We start from the raw sequence: 17,622 nt of genomic DNA, 5'->3' as shown, positions 1-17,622 counted from the left end.
TCCAGCCTCTCACCTGTCCAAACGTCCACATGTGAACGGGCAAGGAAATCCCCATGACCATTATAGCCATCGTCAGCCAGAAGGGCGGTTCGGGTAAGACCACCCTTTCCGTGAACCTAGCCGCCGCCGCTGAAGCCGCTGGCGCCGTTGCCCTCATTATTGACACCGATCCGCAGGCCACTGCCAGCCAATGGGGCGCATGGCGCGCCGACAAGGCGCCTGAGGTGATCGACAGCGCCCCGCCACGTATCCAGGCTAAGGCCGAGGCCGCCCAGCGCCAAGGCGCGACCTTTATCGTGATCGACACGCCGCCCCATGCCGATAGCGCAGCCAGCAGAGCGGTCGAGGTGGCCGATCTGGTGCTAGTCCCTTGCCGTCCCAGCGCCTTTGATCTGGCAGCAATCAAGACCACGGTGAGCCTGGTGCGATTGTTCGACAAGCCTGCCTATGTGGTCTTTACCGCTGGTCCGCCTCATGCACCGCGCATGTATGAGGAGGCGGTTGAACTGGTGCAGGGTTTCGGCATCAAGGCTTGCCTGTACATCCTGCCGGACCGGGCTGTTTATCGCCATGCCAGTGCAGCGGGCGCTTCGGTGATTGAGTTCGAACCCAATGGCAAGGCTGCTGCCGAGATCACCGCTCTACACTTGTGGACCATCACACATGTGACAATGTCCACCGCCGCACATGAGGGAGTGTGAGCAAATGAGCCGCTTTGCGAATCTTGCCGACAAGCCAAAAGCCAGTCCAGAGCCGGAATCTAAGGTCGATGTGCTTGGCATTGGAGGGGCTGGCGCTACATCCATACCGACCAACACCCCAGCCAAATCTAACAGCCGCACAGGTCGCAAGGCCATAGCTGCCTACTTCTCGCGCGAAATGTCGCTATCCATGCATGTCTGCGCCCGCAGACATGGACTTAGCCTTCAAGAACTGATGGCCGAGGCTTTCGATGATGTGCTGCGTAAATATGGCCAAAGCCCGGTCGGGGAATGATTGTATCAGGCGCATTCAGTCGTTTTCGGCGGCGCCAAATGGTTGCTTTCACGGTTAGAGCGCCTGCTCCAGCCCGATGAACATGCTGCGCTTTGCGCTCCATTGCAACTGACTGCCGCCAAGGCCAGCGCGCCACGCAACAACAACCGATCCGGTAAAGCGCTGGTCGGCATTGGTGGCGATGGTGTGTGCCGAGGCCCAGGCCAGTGAGGCGGCAGAAAAGGCCGCCTGACCGCTGATGATCTGGCGTTCGTCTGCCTACGCAATTGGCAGATTGGAGCTACGATCATATTGCCCAATGAATGGGCGGTGCAGCCCATGGCCCAGAACGCGAACGAGGCTGGCGCGGTTATCAAGGACAGGATTTGCGCTCGCGCTGGTAGACCTTAGAGGTATTTGGCCAGCTCCGACAATTGCGCGAGCTTGTCGCGCATGTCCGGCGAGAGATCGCCCAGCGTCTCGGTCAAGTGATGCTCGATATGATGGGCCACCAGCTTGCTCTTGGCCTTGTCGAGCGCGGCGATCACCGCCTGCAATTGCTGCGCGACATCAAGCGCGCTGCGGTTTTCCTCGATCATGGTAACGATGCTGGCAAGGTGACCATTGGCACGCTTGAGGCGGTTGACGAGATCCTTGTCGGTGGCGTGGCTCATGGCACCAGTCAGACCAGATGGCGCGCCCCGTCAAGCGCGACGATGCATCCGATGACGAGGATCACTGCGCCAGAGATCAGCGGTGCCTTGCGCACCGCCTCACCAAAGCCGCTCCAGCGCTTTTCCAGATGACGCAGGGACAGCGCCGCCAGCACGCCCGACGTGACCATGGTCAGCGCCAGCCCCACCGAAAAGCCGGTGACCAGCACCGCCCCCAGCGCCACCTGATGGAGTTGCAGGCACAGCATCAACACGGTGATCGCCCCCGGGCACGGGACAAGGCCACCGGTCAGGCCGAAGATCACGATCTGCCCGGTGGTAACCGCACGCCCGGCGAAGCGTTGGCGGATATCCTCTGCATGCGCCGCTTCGTGAGCATCGACATATCCGCCCGTGGCGAGTTCCAATTCGTGGACGGTCTCTTCGCTGGCTTCATGGTTGTGGTGGTGATCGTGGCCATGGTCATGGTCATGATGATGGTGCCCATGCGCATGGGCGGCATGCAAATCGGCCCGCGCGCGCCATAGCATCCACAGGGCCATGCCGACGATCACCACGCCCGAGGCCAACTGGAAATAAGGCTCTGTGTCTTCGGCACGGAAGGATCCGAAAGCCCACATGCCCCCCATCGCTACCAGCCATACCACCAGCGTGTGCGACAGCGTGGCTGCCAGTCCCAGCAGCACTGCCTGACGCACCGTGCCCTTCACCGCGATGATGAAGGCGGCCATCATCGTTTTGGAATGGCCTGGCTCCAACCCGTGGAGTGCACCCAGAACGATGGCGCTGGGGATGAACAGCCAGCCATTAGCGGTATTCTGGGCAAGCAGGGCGGTAAGATCAGTCATGGTCCCCGCATATCCCCCAGGGGGGGATGTGGCAAGCGCGACGATACCGCCCACAAGCATATTCAGGTGATGTGAAGCGCGATCAGCAGCCCGGCAAAACCCGCATGAAGCCCGGCCATGCTCGCCAGCAGCCAGCGCGCGACATAGCCGCGCCGAAACGCCAGATACATCACGCCAATGGCCAGCATGGTGGCCCCGGCGGCCACCAGCAGCGGCGTGCTCAGATGCCAAGGGGTGAAGAAAATGCCGAAAGCGGTGGGGATCGTCGCCTGGATCATCATCGCGCCCGAGATATTGGCCAGCGCCAGCGGATACTTGCCCTGCCGCACCCAGATGATCGCGTTCATCGTTTCGGGAAGCTCGGTGGCGATGGGGCTGAGCAGCAGCGCCAGCAATTGCGGCTGAAGCCCCAGCGCGGGGCCAAGATTTTCCAGCTGTGAAAAAAACACCCGCGAGGCGACAAAGATCACCAGCAGCGCGGCTAGCGTCTGGGCCAGCGCCATGCCGGTAGTGGGCACCGCGCGGCCGGGCTGGAACTTGAGCGGTTCAAGCGCCTCGTCCTCGGTGTCGCCGGGCGCGGCCATTTCCTGCCGTACATAGAGCGCATAGGCGGCAAGGAAGGCGAGGCCCAGCCACGGCTTCCAGGCGAACACGACAAGGCCCAGACCGATCTTGGCCACGAAGACCGCCATAAACCAGCCCTGATCACGCGAGAAGGCGAGGCTGAGTTTCGAGAGGTGAGCGGACGAGAACACCGTAGCGTGAGGAACGTGATAGCGCTCAAGATGGCGGCGATATCATACAGGCCGCAGCCGACGGCCGCGCCGAGCGCGCCGGTCGCGCACAGGCTGGCCGCAGTCGCCGTGCCCGACGGCCTTGCTGCCGTTCTTCAGGATCGCGCCACCGCCAATGAAACCGACACCCGTAATCGGCCCTTCGAGAAACCTGGCTTGCGCCGGAGACGTGCGGCTGAGGATCGCGATGCCCACCAGCACGAAGCCGCAACTGGCGATGGCAACCAGCGAGAACGTTCGGATGCTTATGCTGCGAACGTCCCTTTCGTGATCCCAACCAACCGGCAGGGCTAGCGCGTACGCAACGGCGAGACTGACGATATGGGGCATCATCTCCTAGAATGAGCTTTCAAACATGCCGCCTGCCTATTCTACGCGCCTGATCCAGATTGGAGGCTGAAGGGGATATTCGGGTCGACGGACATGAGGGTTACAGTCTTATCCACCGATGCCGGTCGCTCGCTTTCGGGAAGCGCGCCATAGAGGTCGATGGTGAGCAAGGTCATGCCGTTTTCCCCACCGGGTCGCGGTAGGCGAGCAGCCTGAGCGCATTGATGACGACGAGCAGCGTCGACCCCTCATGAACCGCCACCGCTGGCCCAATGCCGAGGCCGAGGATGGTAGCAGGCACGAGGAAGACGACCACACCGAGGCTGACGAAGACGTTCTGCCGGATGATGCCGCGCGTATGCCGGCTGAGGCCGACCGCGAACGGCAGGTGGGTCAGATCGTCGGCCATCAGCGCGACGTCGGCCGTCTCCAGCGCCACGTCCGACCCCGCCGCGCCCATCGCGATGCCGACCGTGGCGCTTGCCATCGCCGGCGCATCGTTCACGCCGTCGCCCACCATCGCGACCTTGTCTTCGCCGGCGAGCTTCTTGATCGCGGCAACCTTGTCTTCGGGCATGAGGTCGCCCCACGCTTCGTCGATCCCGACTTCGTCGGCGATCGCTTCGGCGACTTTCTGGTGATCGCCGGAGATCATTATCATCCGCGACACGCCCATCTCGTGCAGCCGACGCAACGCGGTCTTGGCAGCTTCGCGAGGCGTGTCCATCAGGCCGATCGCGCCCAGGTCGCGGTCCCCCTTGCGGACCACCATTGTCGTGCGGCCGTTCTCGCGCAGCTTCGCGATTGCGTCCTGCGCGCCCTGCCCCAGCGCCGGAATGCCCTCACTTCCGAACATCTCGGCCTTGCCGATCCACACCGTCTCGCCATCCACGCTCGCGGTGACGCCCCGACCGGTCAGGCTCTTGAGGTCGCCGGCAGTCGGCACGGCACGATCGTTCAGACGTTCGCGGCCGTCCTTGACGATCGCTTGGGCCAGGGGATGGTCGCTCAACGCTTCGACGGCGACAGCCAGCGCCAGCAACTCGCCTTCATCGGCGCCATCGACGGGCACGACATCAGTGATGCGCGGACGACCTTCGGTCAGCGTGCCCGTCTTGTCGAAAGCGATCGCTTTGAGCGACCCGAGGTTTTCGAGCGGTGCACCGCCCTTCACGAGCACGCCGCCCCGCGCTGCACGGGCAACGCCCGACAGGACCGCGCTCGGCGTTGCGATCGCGAGCGCGCACGGGCTTGCCGCCACCAGCACCGCCATCGCGCGATAGAAGCTGTCGCGGAACGGCTCGTCGACGACCACCCATGCGAACAGCAGGAGCACTGACAGGACCAGGACGGCGGGCACGAAGATCCGTTCGAACCGGTCGGTGAAGCGCTGCGTCGGCGACTTCTGCGTCTCCGCTTCGCTCACCATCTTCACGACCTTGGCAAGCGCGCTTTCATTGGAACGGCGTGTCACCTCGATCTCGATCGCGCCGCCGCCGTTGATCGTACCAGCAAAAACCCGGCTTTCCGCGTCGACTGCATCGGGCTTGGCGCGTGCCGCTGCGGCATCTGCGACCGGCACCTTGTCGACCGGGATGCTTTCACCCGTGACCGGGGCCTGGTTGATCGCGCTGGTGCCCTTGATGACGAAGCCGTCGGCAGGCAGGCGCTCGTTCGGGCGGACGATGGCAATGTCCCCGACGACCATCTGCTCGACCGGGATTTCGCTGGTCTGCCCGCCGCGTCGCACGGTCGCGGTTTCGGGCGCGAGCTTCGCCAGCGCCTCGATCGCCTTCTTGGCGCGGCCCATTGCATAATGCTCAAGCGCATGGCCGAGGCTGAACAGGAACAGCAGCAGCGCACCTTCGGCCCATGCGCCCAGCGCAGCGGCGCCGGCCGCAGCGACCAACATCAGCGTGTCGATCTCGAACTTCTTCATCCGGAGGTTGTCGATCGCCTCGCGCAGCGTGAAGAATCCGCCGAAGAAATAGGCTGCGATATAGCAGGCGGTCGGCAGCCATTCGGGCGCGCCAGCGACCAGCCTCTCGATCGCGTAGCCGATCCCCAGCAGCGCGCCACAGGCGAGCGCGAAGATCAGCTCGGTATTGGGGCCGAGAAATTCGGCGTGGCTATGGTCGTGGCCATCGCCGGGGCCGTGCTTCTCTTCGCCCGCGCCGTGGCCCCCGGGGCCGTGGTCGTGGCCGGCATGTTCATCGGCAGCGACCCGCTTGCCCACCCTCACCTTCAGCTTGCGAAGCGCAGCGCGCACCTCCTCTTCGGTGGTTTCGCGGCGATCATATTCGACCCGGACAGACCCGCTGGTGCTGGCGCTTGCCTGGACCACGCCGGGCAAGGCGCACAGCGCATCGCTGACCGTGCGCGCCCGACGTTCGTGGTTGATCCCCGTCACCTGCCAGATCGCATGGCCGTAGCGCTCGGTGATTTCGGCACCTGCGGCGCGCACCATTTCGCGCAACCGTGGCAGCGGCAGCTTGGCGGCATCGAAATGGATGCACAGCGCCGCTGGCGTGTTGCCGTCGAGACAGATCACATGCGCCCGCTCGACACCTTCGCGCTTTGACAGGGTTGATACGAGACGGTCCAGGCAGGCATCGGCCGCGTCAGGAAGGTCCGGCAACAACACTGGAATGTCGAGTTCGAGCTTGTCGTTCATGACGACCTCCTTTCGCTTTTCTTGGTTTCGGCGCGCGCGTCGCGCAGGATTTCGACACCGCCCTTGATGGCGATGATGGCGGTGGCGAAGCCGACCAGCAGGTCCGGCCAATTGGTACCCAACCACAGCACCAGCACGCCGGCGATCAGGATGCCGCCGTTGGAAATGAAGTCGTTGAAGCTGAAGGTGGTTGCGGCCCGGAGATTGACGTCCGGATCCTTGAGGCGCTGGAGCAGCCGCAGGCAGAGGTAATTCACGACGCCGGCGATCGCGGACATGACCATCATGGTAGGTCCGATGGGCTCGCTGCCCTGCACGTAGCGCCGTCCGACATCGATCAAGATGCCGCCCGCGAAGATCAGCAGCATGACGCCCGAAGCGACCGCGGCGCGTGTCTTCCATGTCTGGCCCCGGGTGAGCGCCACAAGGCTCAGCGCATACACAGCCGTATCGGACAGGTTGTCGACGCCGTTGGCGATCAGCGCGCTCGAGTCCGCGAAGAAGCCGGAAACGAAGAAGCCCGCAGCGATCGCCGCGTTCAGCAGCAGGACGATCCACAGTGTGCGGCGCTCCTGCCCGCCATTGTTGTCGTTGCCCGGAATCATCCCATCATCTCCTCAAGTGTCAGCAGGGCCAGGAAGCCGACGAAAAACATCGAGCTGATGAGCGGGGTGTCGGGTTTCTCGTGCGCCTCGACCAGCAACTCCTCCGTGACGAGGTAGAGCAGCGCCATCAGCCCGAAGCTGAGGAAGCCGGCGATCATCACCGGCGACAGCGCGGCGACCGGCACGGCAGCGAGCGCGCCGATCGGCAGCAGCAGGGCCAATGCCGAGACGATCACGATGATGCGCAAGCGCGAGCGATAGGTTTCCGCCAGCTCGTCGGTCAGCGTCAGTCCCAGAAATAACACTTCCAGAGTGAGCGCGATCGTCAGCAGGAGACCTGCCTTCTCGCCCGCCACGAAAGCGAGGCCGAGCACCAGGCCGTCGACCAGAATGTCGATGCCGATCGCGGCGAGTAGCGCCATCGGCCCCTTGAAGCGGGCCTCAAGAGCCTTGAGCCCCAGCATGGTCGCGACGCCCGCCGCCCCGCCGATCAACGTCGCGCTGGGCGATGCCTCATGCTTGACCTGCGGCAGGATTTCGGTCGCTGCCGCCGCGAACACGACGCCGGCAGCGAGATGCTGTAGGCCCGCCACGAGGCCAGGTTTCAACTTGGTGCGGCTCGCGACAATCGCGCCGAGCACGACCGCCAGCACAGGCGCAAGCGTATAGAGCAGTGCCTGCATTTCCTAGGACTCCTCCGGGGTTCGGTGGCAGACGCGGATCTTCCCGCGTCGCGTGAACGCGATCGATCCGCCCGCCACGACAGCCCGCGAATGGTCGCCGCGAAATTCTTCGCCGGTCCGTTGCGCGTGCAGGATCTCGGTTCTGCCCTTGGGCAGCCAGGTGACAGCCATCTTCAGGCCGTCGTCGATGAAGTCGACATCGGCGCGCGATCCATCGTCGCAATACATGATGCGCTGCGCGATCAATCGAGGCGTTAGATGCTTTTCATGCGCCGGCTCGACCGGTTCGCTCGGCGCGGGATTGCACGCCCCTACGACCATACCCGCGAACAGAACGGCGCCGATGCGCGCGGCTGTCAGGCCAGGTAGGTGCCGCAAGGCGCGCACCGCCCTCACCACAACACGCCTTGATCGGGCGTCAGCGGCTCAGGGGCTGGCAGTCCCGCCGTCTGAAGAAGGTCGATCTCGATCGTGCGGCATATGGCCGTGAGCGGGACATCGTGGACGCTATTGGCGAACGGATCGGTCAGATCCTCGCCGATGCTCAGCACCGCGAGGAAGACGAGTCCGATCAGCGTCGATCCGATCGGCGTGGCTAGGCCCAGGGATTCGACCAGCGCGATCGGGAGCAGCACGCAGAACACGCGCGTGAAGAGGTTCGGGAAGAACCGGAAGCCATTGGGCAGCGGCGTGTTCTTGATCCGCTCCATGCCGCCCTGCGCATTGGCGATGTCGATCAGGACGCGCTCCACAGTTGCCTGCTGGATTTCGGTGATCCGACCTTCCACGAACGCGTCGGCGTAAATGCCCGAAATGTCCTCCAAGAGCGCGTTGGCAGGGTTCAGGCGAGCGACCGCCATATCGGCGACCTCCGTTCCGGCCACACGGGCAATCTCTTCATAGGGCGACTGTCGGCGAAGCTGGCAGCGCATTGAGTGCGCAAAGGCGATCTGCCGCAGGATGATGTTGTACCGCATCTCACTGTCCTCGGGTTCCCCCTTGGTCAGGCTGCGTGTGATCCGGGCCAGGCTGCGCGACGCATTGATGAGCGCACCCCAAAGAGTTCGTGCTTCCCACCAGCGAGCATAAGCAGCGTTGGTGCGAAACCCCATGAAGAGCGCGATGGCCGTACCGAACAGCGCCGTCGGCAAAGGCGGTTCCTTGATCGGGGTCATCATGTGGAATGCCGTCACCGCCACGTCCCACACAAACAGGATCGTGAGAGGCTTCCAAGCCTCGATAATAATCTGCCTAAAACGTGGCCTCGCGCCGATTATCATATCAATTACTCTCTAAATCTCTTCGCGATCGTTATTCGATCGGTATGTTCATGATGCCCCGATAAGTGGGCTGCATCTTGTTACGGACTTGCATGGGCGCCTCAAAAGTGATGGATGCGCTGCTCTGGATGATCGCGGCGGTTGCAGTGCCGGTGGTTCCGCCACGCTCATATGCTTCGGTGACGACATCCTCTTAATCCTGGGTCTCGTAGACCTTCGCGACCACGGCATTGAGTGTGTCCGCGAAGTTCGACGCCGGAGCGGTCGGCGTCACGCCGGGCGGTGCCGTCGGCTACGCCTCACGCAAAGCGCGGCTTCGCGCAATTACTTCGGCACGAATGGCCATCACATTGGAGATCGACGTGTCAGACATCGTTTCTCTCCCGTTGCAGTGCGACATGTCGGAAGACAGGACGGTTCATCGGGTGCCCTCCCATTCGCAGGTCCGGGTGCCGCCCTCGCCTTCCACGACGGTGAGCTGCGACCCCTTGAAGGTCGCGGTGGCTGTCTTGCCGACGTATTGAAGGCCTTGCGCTGGCGCGGTCAGCGTCATGGGCACGGCGCTGCTGAAGCGCCGCAAATCGATCTGCAGGCCATTGTCCTTGTAGTCGACGAACAGCGGTTCCCCGTCGGAACAGCGATATGGATCGCGCCCCATTTCCCCGGCCGCCACGGCGCTGTCGGACGAATGGATTTGCTGCTCCGTGGTCGGGCAGTACCCGCTTCAACGGCATCATCGCGCCTTCCTCCTGTAGCGGGAGGGGTCGCGCTGACGATTAATCCCACGGGCAGGCTGACCCACCCGCCAGCGCAGATAGGTTGCGAGGCGATCGTCAGCCTCGATCATCAGGGACCGCAGGCGACGCAACATCATCGCCGCGAACGGCAGAGACATGGCCCCGCGCAGCGTGCAGTTATGTGTTAGCCTGGTGCCACCATCGTTCCCGGCCAGCTCGTACCGCTCTTCGAGCGTGAACAGATAAGGGATGCCGCAGGACCAAGCGAAGGCGTGCGGCTTATCGAATTGATCGACCCGGGCCGGCGTCCGAATTGGCCCGGCGATGCCCTGGATCGCGAAGGTACATTCCGTCGTGCTAAGCTGGCACGGGTCGTCGAGTAATACGAGCGGACTCCAAGCCCGACGATGATCCGGATCGGTGATCGCCGACCAGATCCACAGTGGCCCGCCGTGAAGCATTGAGCTGGTTATGGTGCGAGGCATATCCCCATCTCCCAGAGATGAGCGGGGCGATCGCGGATCGCCCCGCTCATCCATTAGGCCAAGTTGCTCACGAAGGTCTGACCGTGGTCATCCCCTTCATGCTTCTCATTGTCGTGATCGAGCTTCTTGATCATTTTCTGCCCGAACCGGGCATAAAGCGTCGGCAGCACGAACAGCGTCAGCAGCGTCGCCGAGACCAGGCCGCCGATGACGACGGTCGCCAAGGGCTTCTGTACCTCCGCACCCGCGCCCTCGCCAAGCGCCATCGGCACGAAGCCGAGGCTTGCGACGAGCGCGGTCATGACGACGGGCCGCAGGCGCTGCATTGCGCCGACATGGGCCGCCTCTTCGCGCGATAACCCCGACCGGATCAAATCCTGGATCGAGCTGACCATCACGAGGCCGTTGAGGACCGCGATACCCGACAAGGCGATGAAGCCCACCGCTGCCGAGATTGAAAAGTCCATGCCTCGCAAGAAGAGCAGCAGGACGCCGCCCACCAGCGCGAAGGGCACGCCGGTGAAGACGATCGCGGCATCGCGGACCGATTCCAATGCGCCATAGAGCAGGAACAGGATCAGGATGAAGCAGGCCGGAATGACTAGCTTAAGCCGTTCGCTCGCCGATTGCAGGTTTTCAAATTGGCCGCCCCATTCGAGATAGGTGCCGGCAGGCAGCCGAACCTGGCTGGCGATCGTTGCCTGCGCATCCGCAACCACCGATCCAACGTCGCGGCCACGCACGTTGGCTTGCACCACCACACGCCGCTTCCCGTTCTCGCGGCTGATCTGGTTGGGGCCATCGATGACCTTGATGTCGGCGACGCTGGAAAGCGGCACATAGCCACCCCCCGCCAACGGCACCTGCACCTGTTCGAGAAGGCCGATGTCCGCCCGTTGCGCTTCAGAGAGCCGTATCACGACCGGAAAGCGCCGATCGCCCTCGAAGATCTGGCCCGAGGTGCGCCCGCCGATTGTCGCGGTGACAATGTCCTGCACATCTTGGGCAGTGACCCCCAAACGTGCCATTGCGTCGCGATTGACGCGAATGTCGAGCATGGGCAGGCCCGTCGTTTGCTCGACCTTCACGTCCGCTGCGCCCTGCGTCTTGCGCAGCACCGCAGCAACCTGCTCGGCCGTCCGGTTCATTTGTGTGAAGTCATCGCCGAACACCTTCACCGCGATGTCGCCGCGAACGCCGGCGATCAGCTCGTTGAAGCGCATCTGGATGGGCTGGGTGATCTCGTAGGCATTTCCCGGAATCTTCGCGAGATTACCCTCGATCCGGCTGACCAGCTCCTCCTTGGGAAGCTCAGGATCCGGCCAATCCTTGCGCGGCTTCAGGATGACGAACATGTCGGTCGCGTTCGGCGGCATCGGGTCGGCCGCCAGCTCGGCGGTGCCCGTCTTGGAATAGACGAATTGCACCTCCGGCTGCTTCGACATCATCCGCTCGATCGGCACCTGCATCGCCTGGCTCTGCTGGACCGACGTTGCCGGAATGCGGAGCGACTGGATCAGCAAATCGCCTTCGTCGAGCTGCGGCAGGAATACCGAGCCGAGCGTAGTGAAAGCAAGCGCCGCCACCACAAGGCTTCCCACACCCGCACCGATCGTCAGCGTCGGGCGCTTCATGGCCCGGTCGAGACCGGGTTCGTAGCGCTTCTTCAGCCACGTGATGATGCGGCCGTCCTTCTCCTCGACCTTCTTCGACAGCCAGATCGCAATCATCGCCGGCACGAAGGTGAGAGAGAGGATGAAGGCGAAGGCGAGCGCGATGATGACGGTCAGCGCCATCGGTCCGAACGTTTTACCCTCCACGCCGGTCAGCGTGAGCAGCGGTACGTAGACGAGGATGATGATTGCCTGCCCGTACACAGAGGGACGGATCATCTCACGCGCAGCGGCTGCCACGGTCGCGAGCCGTTCCTTGACGCTGAGCAATCGGCCTTCATGATGCTGTTGCTCGGCAAGCCGGCGCAGCGCGTTTTCGACAATGATGACGGCGCCGTCGACGATCAGACCGAAGTCCAAAGCCCCAAGGCTCATCAGATTGGCCGAGACCCCAGCGCGCAGCATACCAAAGCCTGTCAGCATCATGGTGATCGGGATGACCAACGCCGCGATCAGGGCCGCACGGAAGTTGCCGAGCAGCAGGAAGAGCACGACGATGACCAGCACCGCGCCTTCGGACAGGTTTTTCGCGACCGTCTTGATCGTCGAATTGACCAGCTCGGTGCGGTTCAGCACCGGCTGAATTACGACGTCAGGAGGCAGCGAAGCGTTGATCGTCTTCAGTTTCTCAGCGACCGCGGTCGACACGATGCGGCTGTTCTCGCCGATCCGCATGATCGCCGTGCCGACGACGACTTCGGTACCGTTCTCCGATGCCGAACCCATGCGGATCGCCTGACCCGTCTTCACAGTCGCAACTTGTTCGACCGTGATCGGCACGCCGTTACGTGTCGCGATCACGGTCCTGGCCAACTCGCTGGCATTGCGAACGAGCGCATCCGAGCGAACAGCCAGACCTTCGCCATTGCGATTGACGAAGCCACCGCCGACGCTGGTGTTATTGCGCTCCAGCGCATTTCCCAGGTCCGTCAGCGTGATGCCGAGCGAGGCCAGCTTCTGCACGTCGGGCACGACGAGGAACTGCTTGGCGTAACCGCCAATCGAGTCGACACCGGCGAGGCCCGGTGTGGTCTTCAGAAGCGGCGTCACGATCCAGTCCTGCGCGGTGCGCAGGTAGGTCGCCTTGTCCTCTTCGGTCGTCAGTCGCTCGCCCTCTGGCGTGATGTAGCTGCCATCGGGCTGTTGGCCCGGTTCACCGGGCTTGTGCTTGTCGTCCTCGCGATGATCGAGACGAACGGTGTACATGTACACCTCGCCCAGGCCTGTCGCGATCGGACCCATTTCAGGGTTCACGCCGTCGGGCAGATTCTCTTGCACGCCCCGCAGACGCTCGCCCACCTGCTGGCGGGCGAAATAGATGTCCGTCGCGTCCGAAAAGACCGCCGTGATCTGCGCGAAGCCGTTGCGGCTCAACGAGCGCGTATATTCCAGGCCGGGGGTGCCGGCGAGCGCGGTTTCGATTGGAAACGACACCTGCTTCTCGACCAGCTCGGGCGAGAGGGCAGGCGCGCGGACGTTGATCTGGACCTGATTGTTGGTGATGTCCGGCACCGCGTCGATCGGTAGCCGGTAGAGGGAAAAGGCGCCGATGGCGGCGACGATGACGGTGAGGAGCAGGACTAGCCAGCGCTTCTCGACCGCCCAGGTTACGATACGGGCGATCATGGCTTAATCCTCGTGGCTCGCTTCGCCCTTGCCGATCTCGGCCTTGAGCGTGAAACTTCCGGTGGTGGCGATCTGTTCGTTGCCGGTCAGGCCCGACCGGACGATCACCGTGTCGCCCGACGCATCGCCGAGCTGGACCGGGGTCGCCTTGAAGCCGGTGGGCGTGCGCACGAACACGACCGACTTGCCCTCGAAACTCTGGACCGCCGTCGTCGGCACGCGGACCGCCCCGCTCCCGCCGCTGCCCGTGAGCTGCACGGCTGCCGTCACAGGCTCGCCGACCCGCCATTCGCCACCGCGATTGTCGAGGGTGGCGAGCGCAGGCACGAGCCGCGTCTGCGGATCAAGCGCCGGCGACACGAAGGTCACGCGGGCGGTCGCCTGACGGCCTGCCGCCTTCACCAGCACCGTATTGCCGGGACGCACCCGGCCCGCATCCTCGGGCTTGAGATTAAGCGCGATCGACACCTGGCTCAGGTTGGCGATGCGATAGAGTTCGGCATCCGCCGCGACCGTTTGTCCCAGCGTCACGGGGCGCGCAATGATCTGGCCCGAGATCGGCGCGGCAATGCCGAGCCGGTTGAGCCCGCCGCCGCCGACACCCGCCGCCGAAACCATGCTCTGCGCCTGCGTCAGGGCGATCCGCGCCTCCGTCGCCGCTGTGCGGGCGGCGATCAGATCCTGTTCAGGGGAGACTCTCTGCGCGAACAGCCGCTGTTCGCGCGCGAGGTTCGAATTAGCGAGCTGAAGCCGCGCCCGCGCCGCCTCGACCTCGCCCTTGATCTGCGCCGCCTCGCGGCTTTCGATGACCGCAATGGTCTGGCCGCGTCCGACCGATTGGCCGAGGTTACGGGTGAGCGCGACCACGCGTCCCGCAATTGCGGCCGAGACGACCTGCGTTCCCTGTGGGTCGCCCTCGATGATCGCGGGCAGCTCGATCGTCCCGGCCCCGCCGATGATCGGCCGTCCGACCTGGACGCCCGCTGTGGCGATCTGGTCGGCACCCAATGTGACGACGCCTTCACCGGCATGACCGCCTTCAGCACCGCCCTTTTCCGTGCCCGCTGCCGTCTCATTGGCAGCTGCGCCTTCGGCAGTTGCCTCGTTTCCGCCATCCTTGCCGCCGCAGGCAGCCAAGAGCAGGGCGAGCGACGCCGCGCCCGCGAGATAAAAGCTCTTCATCACTGATTCCCCCCATTGGGCGCACGAGCGGTCAGTCGCTCCACTTGCGCGCGGGCATTCTGGTAGTTGGCGAGCGCGTCGATCGCGGCGACCCGCGTGTCGGCGAGTGTGCGTTCCGCATCGAGCAATTCGAGCTGGCCGAATTTGCCTTCGCGATAGCCGATCCGTGCGATGCGGGCGGCCTCCTGGGCAGCCGCGAGCGCTGGCCCCGACGCCGCACGAGCCGTCGTTGCGGCATTGGCCGCCTGCGCCTGCGCGTCCGTGATCGCCTGTTCGATGTCGAGCGCGGTCACGCGGCGCTGCGCATCCGCCTGGGTCCGCTGCGCGGTCGCCTGTGCGATCGCCGCGCGACCATTGTTGAACACCGGGATCGGAATCGACACGGTGAACACCGCCGCCATGTCGTTGGTGGCTTCCAGGCGGCGGATCGCAGGACCGACATTGAGGTCAGGCACGCGATTGGCGCGCGCGAGCCGCACACCAGCTTCTGCGATGGAGAAATCCGCGTTCGCAGCCGCCAACGCCAAGGTGCCGGTCGTATCGACCGGCGCCACCGGGCCGTAGACGTTTGTACCCGGAAGCCGATCGAGCAGCGTGTCATCGAGCGCGCCGTCGATCGGCCGACCGATCCGGCGCGCCAGATTGGCTCGCGCCGCTTCCGCCAAACGTACCTGCCGCTCGACATTGGCATCAGCATTGATCCGAGCGACGTCAGCACGCTGTTGTTCGAGCGGGGAGGCACGCCCCGCCTGCACGCGGACACTCGCGGCGCGCAGCGCGTCGCTGGCAATCCGGGCCTGGTCGCGTGCCGTCGCCACCCGTCGATCGGCCGCGACCGCCTCGACATAGAGCTGTGTCACCTGAAGCCGGACGTCCGCCGCGATGATCGCGGCCTGAATCTCGGCCCGGGACAATTGCGCGTTGGCGACCGCGACGCGGGCGCCGCGCTTGCCGCCTAGCTCGATCGGGATTGCAAAGCCGACCGTGGATTCCGCGCTGCGGACCCCACGATACGGCCCCGAGCCCATGACGTTCTCGACCTGGCCCTGGACAACCGGGTTGGGCCGCAGTCCGGCGACCGTGCGGCCCGCACGGGCCGCATCGATCGCGGCTGTCGCCGCTTCGGCAGCAGGGGCCGAACCGCCCGCTGCACTGACCGCTTGGTCAAGCGTGTAGACCGGCGCGTCCTGCGCAGAAGGCGCGGACGGTCCGACCTGCGCATGCGCCATAGTGGCGCACGACGCTGCGGCCAGCATGGCCGCGAGGATACGATGCATATAAATGAAACTCCTGACGATGATCGAAAGGGGCGCGCCAACGCGCGCCCAAATCGGACGTCAGGCTTGAGGGGGCCTCAAATGAACCATGCCAGTGCGGCCATCGAGCGACGCAGAGGTGGAGATTGTCGGCTTGGGCGCCGTGAGTACGTGGGTCTGTTCCATCGTCGTGCGCGCAGGGGTACCAACGTCATGCCCATGACAGTAATTGTGATGGTGCGGGACGTTCTTGTCGGAATCCGACGGCACCTCGTCGATGTCCCCGGCGGTATGAACGGTAAACTCAACGCCCGCGATGCTTCCCCCCGCCAAATCGGCAGCATGAGCCATACCGGAGAAGCTGGTGAGGACCAGCATCAGGCATGTTAGAAGAGGCAAAAAGGCTCGCACGATTCATATTGTTACCACGGAGAGGTTTCCATGTCATTGCAAAAACTCGCGAGCCGGTGCCTTTGTGGCACGCCATGCCGGCCAGCTTTCCCGCAACAAGCGCCATGCCGAGCGCAGGAAGATCACGGCGATCAATCCTCCGATGATGTTCGGCCAAGCCAAGCCGGTCAGGCCGACCAATTCGGCAGCGGCGAGAACTCCGACGTTCGACGCGACATCACTGCGCGAGCACTCGAACATGCTCAACATGTTCACATTTCCGCAGCGGAAGCACCAGAGCAGCGCCAGGCAAATCAAGTTCGCAACCAGCGCGGCGCTGCCAAATCCGAGCATCAGGCCCGATGCCAGAGGAACGCCATTCGCAATCTTGTCGGCGATCTCGAAATGACCGCGACGCCGAAAGCCAGGATGATCCGTCCTTCGCCAGCGCCGCGCCCGCTTCCCTGCGCGTGCCCTGCGTTTTGCTGAATGACAGACTGATGCCGCGCGCATTGGCGCCCATCTAGCTAATCGGCCGAGCGTGGTGCTGATGAACCCACCCTTTGCTCGCAATGTTGCCGGGATGGATGATCCCACCACGGCAGTGCGGCACCTGGCCGCCGCGCGGAACTGTTCCAGCGCGCGTTGCAAGGCGCGAGCGTGGCCTTCCATGCCCGGCTTGAGGGAGCCTTTGCCAAACAAGGCACCTCGATCGCGGTGTGCCTGCTGGTGATCGACAAGCGCGCCGGTCCCAAAAGCACCGCCGTGATCAACCGGGCTACTGTTGCTGATCTGGTGCCCCTCCTCTCGAAGGTTCCACCGCGCCGTCGGGTCGCAACTGAATTGGCACTCGTGGCCACACTTCCAGTTTCGCCTGCCAAAATCACGCCCACCTTACTGGGCGGATTCCGCTCAGCCGCACCGAAACTGGCCGCAGCCAATTGCACCAGCGATGCCACTGACGCCATTTCTCTGGCCTACACCCATCGCGACACAATCGCCGATGCCGAACAGGCGGTAGGCGTCTATGTCGCCTATCGGCCCCAGCGCCTGATCTTCGAGAATGCGGCTGACCATCCTACTCAATTGGTGGAATCGGCGGCCATGGCCTCGGTGGCGCTGCCGGCCCCGAACTATGTCCCCCAGCTTCCAGCCAAAGTGGTCCGTGGCCATGTTCTCAGCCGCGCCCAGCTTGAAACGCTGGTCCACGCGCTCGATGCGACATCGTCTGATCTCCCCGGCCGCTATCGCGTGCCAGAACGTGGGCTTGAGCTGGTGCCGGATGCTGATGGCGCCAATTACCGGCGCGGCTTCTTCCTCGGCGACGGTACGGGTGCTGGCAAAGGCCGCCAACTCGCCTCGATCCTGATGGATCAATGGCTGCGCGGCCGCCGCCGCCATCTCTGGATC

At 64.0% G+C, this 17,622-nt stretch carries 19 protein-coding genes and 1 pseudogene; 3 read left to right on the top strand and 17 right to left on the bottom strand.

All coding sequences use genetic code 11. The features are described from left to right. The first annotated feature begins 53 nt into the window (after window positions 1–53). Together parA and Y88_RS18880 are read left to right on the top strand one after the other, a co-directional pair. Window positions 54–701 carry a ParA family partition ATPase gene (gene parA, locus Y88_RS06960; RefSeq protein ID WP_008067863.1) on the top strand — a complete coding sequence of 216 codons (648 nt, stop codon included), beginning with the start codon at window positions 54–56 and terminating at the stop codon, window positions 699–701. 4 nt (window positions 702–705) lie between these two features. After that, window positions 706–996, top strand: a complete 291-nt coding sequence (locus Y88_RS18880; protein WP_081458645.1) for a ribbon-helix-helix domain-containing protein — start codon at window positions 706–708, stop codon at window positions 994–996. Between the two features lie 386 nt (window positions 997–1,382). Here the strand turns inward: Y88_RS18880 and Y88_RS06955 are convergent, their stop codons facing one another. The 17 genes and pseudogenes from Y88_RS06955 to Y88_RS19520 all read right to left on the bottom strand — a co-directional run bounded on the left by Y88_RS06955 (window position 1,383) and on the right by Y88_RS19520 (window position 16,884). Beyond that, window positions 1,383–1,649 (bottom strand): metal-sensing transcriptional repressor, encoded by a 267-nt coding sequence (locus tag Y88_RS06955; protein WP_008067861.1) that lies wholly within the window; start codon window positions 1,647–1,649, stop codon window positions 1,383–1,385. A gap of 8 nt (window positions 1,650–1,657) precedes the next feature. Then, window positions 1,658–2,497 carry a nickel/cobalt efflux transporter gene (locus Y88_RS06950; protein WP_008067856.1) on the bottom strand — a complete coding sequence of 280 codons (840 nt, stop codon included), beginning with the start codon at window positions 2,495–2,497 and terminating at the stop codon, window positions 1,658–1,660. A 62-nt stretch (window positions 2,498–2,559) separates the two neighbouring features. Then, the gene (locus Y88_RS19820; RefSeq protein WP_232280960.1) at window positions 2,560–3,252 is read right to left on the bottom strand and encodes a sodium:calcium antiporter; all 693 of its coding nucleotides are present in this window, start codon (window positions 3,250–3,252) and stop codon (window positions 2,560–2,562) included. A 42-nt stretch (window positions 3,253–3,294) separates the two neighbouring features. After that, the gene (locus Y88_RS06940) at window positions 3,295–3,624 is read right to left on the bottom strand and encodes an MgtC/SapB family protein (protein WP_332306345.1); all 330 of its coding nucleotides are present in this window, start codon (window positions 3,622–3,624) and stop codon (window positions 3,295–3,297) included. 169 nt (window positions 3,625–3,793) lie between these two features. Then, window positions 3,794–6,295: a heavy metal translocating P-type ATPase gene (locus Y88_RS06935; RefSeq protein WP_008067844.1), complete on the bottom strand. Its 2,502-nt coding sequence runs from the start codon at window positions 6,293–6,295 to the stop codon at window positions 3,794–3,796. Next, window positions 6,292–6,900, bottom strand: coding sequence for a cation transporter (locus Y88_RS06930; protein WP_004212885.1), 609 nt, complete (start codon window positions 6,898–6,900; stop codon window positions 6,292–6,294). Before Y88_RS06930 ends, Y88_RS06935 begins: the two co-directional genes overlap by 4 nt. Continuing rightward, on the bottom strand, window positions 6,897–7,583 hold the full coding sequence (locus Y88_RS06925) for a ZIP family metal transporter (RefSeq protein WP_004212882.1): 687 nt from the start codon (window positions 7,581–7,583) through the stop codon (window positions 6,897–6,899). Before Y88_RS06925 ends, Y88_RS06930 begins: the two co-directional genes overlap by 4 nt. Before the next feature lie 3 nt (window positions 7,584–7,586). Then, window positions 7,587–7,979 carry a hypothetical protein gene (locus Y88_RS06920; RefSeq protein WP_036500646.1) on the bottom strand — a complete coding sequence of 131 codons (393 nt, stop codon included), beginning with the start codon at window positions 7,977–7,979 and terminating at the stop codon, window positions 7,587–7,589. Beyond that, a complete protein-coding gene (locus Y88_RS06915; protein ID WP_026167077.1) occupies window positions 7,976–8,863 on the bottom strand; it encodes a bestrophin family protein in 888 nt (295 codons plus the stop codon). The genes Y88_RS06920 and Y88_RS06915 overlap by 4 nt, the downstream gene beginning before the upstream one ends. A 31-nt stretch (window positions 8,864–8,894) precedes the next feature. Next, window positions 8,895–9,032: pseudogene (locus Y88_RS19530) on the bottom strand (flagellar hook-basal body complex protein FliE); the annotation flags it as partial. Window positions 9,033–9,281: 249 nt separating this feature from the next. Continuing rightward, window positions 9,282–9,536, bottom strand: coding sequence for a hypothetical protein (locus Y88_RS06905; RefSeq protein ID WP_008067840.1), 255 nt, complete (start codon window positions 9,534–9,536; stop codon window positions 9,282–9,284). Window positions 9,537–9,596: 60 nt separating this feature from the next. Further along, window positions 9,597–10,085: an SRPBCC family protein gene (locus Y88_RS06900; RefSeq protein ID WP_018076103.1), complete on the bottom strand. Its 489-nt coding sequence runs from the start codon at window positions 10,083–10,085 to the stop codon at window positions 9,597–9,599. A 53-nt stretch (window positions 10,086–10,138) separates the two neighbouring features. After that, a complete protein-coding gene (locus Y88_RS06895; RefSeq protein WP_008067837.1) occupies window positions 10,139–13,384 on the bottom strand; it encodes an efflux RND transporter permease subunit in 3,246 nt (1,081 codons plus the stop codon). A gap of 3 nt (window positions 13,385–13,387) precedes the next feature. Next, window positions 13,388–14,566 carry an efflux RND transporter periplasmic adaptor subunit gene (locus Y88_RS06890; RefSeq protein ID WP_004212877.1) on the bottom strand — a complete coding sequence of 393 codons (1,179 nt, stop codon included), beginning with the start codon at window positions 14,564–14,566 and terminating at the stop codon, window positions 13,388–13,390. Next, on the bottom strand, window positions 14,566–15,843 hold the full coding sequence (locus tag Y88_RS06885; RefSeq protein WP_008067835.1) for a TolC family protein: 1,278 nt from the start codon (window positions 15,841–15,843) through the stop codon (window positions 14,566–14,568). Before Y88_RS06885 ends, Y88_RS06890 begins: the two co-directional genes overlap by 1 nt. Before the next feature lie 60 nt (window positions 15,844–15,903). Next, entirely contained in the window at window positions 15,904–16,200 is a 297-nt protein-coding gene (locus tag Y88_RS19525) for a hypothetical protein (protein WP_018076104.1), read from the bottom strand. Between the two features lie 66 nt (window positions 16,201–16,266). After that, the gene (locus tag Y88_RS19520) at window positions 16,267–16,884 is read right to left on the bottom strand and encodes a cation transporter (protein WP_179506092.1); all 618 of its coding nucleotides are present in this window, start codon (window positions 16,882–16,884) and stop codon (window positions 16,267–16,269) included. Between Y88_RS19520 and Y88_RS06870 the strand changes: the two genes are divergently transcribed. Continuing rightward, window positions 16,873–17,622: strawberry notch-like NTP hydrolase domain-containing protein (locus Y88_RS06870; RefSeq protein ID WP_040702442.1), on the top strand; the 750-nt coding region annotated here is incomplete at its 3' end. The genes Y88_RS19520 and Y88_RS06870 overlap by 12 nt on opposite strands.

The sequence above is a fragment of the Novosphingobium nitrogenifigens DSM 19370 genome (genome assembly GCF_000192575.1).
GTDB lineage: Bacteria > Pseudomonadota > Alphaproteobacteria > Sphingomonadales > Sphingomonadaceae > Novosphingobium > Novosphingobium nitrogenifigens.
Note: the sequence above shows the minus strand (reverse complement) of the source record. Positions and strands in the feature narration are given on the sequence as shown.

Bases quoted from the DNA above. Each gene is read 5' to 3' on its own strand.
- parA (WP_008067863.1), top strand. From the start codon at position 54: ATGACCATTATAGCCATCGTCAGCCAGAAGGGCGGTTCGGGTAAGACC.
- Y88_RS18880 (WP_081458645.1), top strand. From the start codon at position 706: ATGAGCCGCTTTGCGAATCTTGCCGACAAGCCAAAAGCCAGTCCAGAG.
- Y88_RS06955 (WP_008067861.1), bottom strand. From the start codon at position 1,649: ATGAGCCACGCCACCGACAAGGATCTCGTCAACCGCCTCAAGCGTGCC.
- Y88_RS06950 (WP_008067856.1), bottom strand. From the start codon at position 2,497: ATGACTGATCTTACCGCCCTGCTTGCCCAGAATACCGCTAATGGCTGG.
- Y88_RS06940 (WP_332306345.1), bottom strand. From the start codon at position 3,624: ATGATGCCCCATATCGTCAGTCTCGCCGTTGCGTACGCGCTAGCCCTG.
- Y88_RS06935 (WP_008067844.1), bottom strand. From the start codon at position 6,295: ATGAACGACAAGCTCGAACTCGACATTCCAGTGTTGTTGCCGGACCTT.
- Y88_RS06930 (WP_004212885.1), bottom strand. From the start codon at position 6,900: ATGATTCCGGGCAACGACAACAATGGCGGGCAGGAGCGCCGCACACTG.
- Y88_RS06925 (WP_004212882.1), bottom strand. From the start codon at position 7,583: ATGCAGGCACTGCTCTATACGCTTGCGCCTGTGCTGGCGGTCGTGCTC.
- Y88_RS06915 (WP_026167077.1), bottom strand. From the start codon at position 8,863: ATGATAATCGGCGCGAGGCCACGTTTTAGGCAGATTATTATCGAGGCT.
- Y88_RS06900 (WP_018076103.1), bottom strand. From the start codon at position 10,085: ATGCCTCGCACCATAACCAGCTCAATGCTTCACGGCGGGCCACTGTGG.
- Y88_RS06895 (WP_008067837.1), bottom strand. From the start codon at position 13,384: ATGATCGCCCGTATCGTAACCTGGGCGGTCGAGAAGCGCTGGCTAGTC.
- Y88_RS06890 (WP_004212877.1), bottom strand. From the start codon at position 14,566: ATGAAGAGCTTTTATCTCGCGGGCGCGGCGTCGCTCGCCCTGCTCTTG.
- Y88_RS06885 (WP_008067835.1), bottom strand. From the start codon at position 15,843: ATGCATCGTATCCTCGCGGCCATGCTGGCCGCAGCGTCGTGCGCCACT.
- Y88_RS19525 (WP_018076104.1), bottom strand. From the start codon at position 16,200: ATGCTGGTCCTCACCAGCTTCTCCGGTATGGCTCATGCTGCCGATTTG.
- Y88_RS19520 (WP_179506092.1), bottom strand. From the start codon at position 16,884: ATGGAAGGCCACGCTCGCGCCTTGCAACGCGCGCTGGAACAGTTCCGC.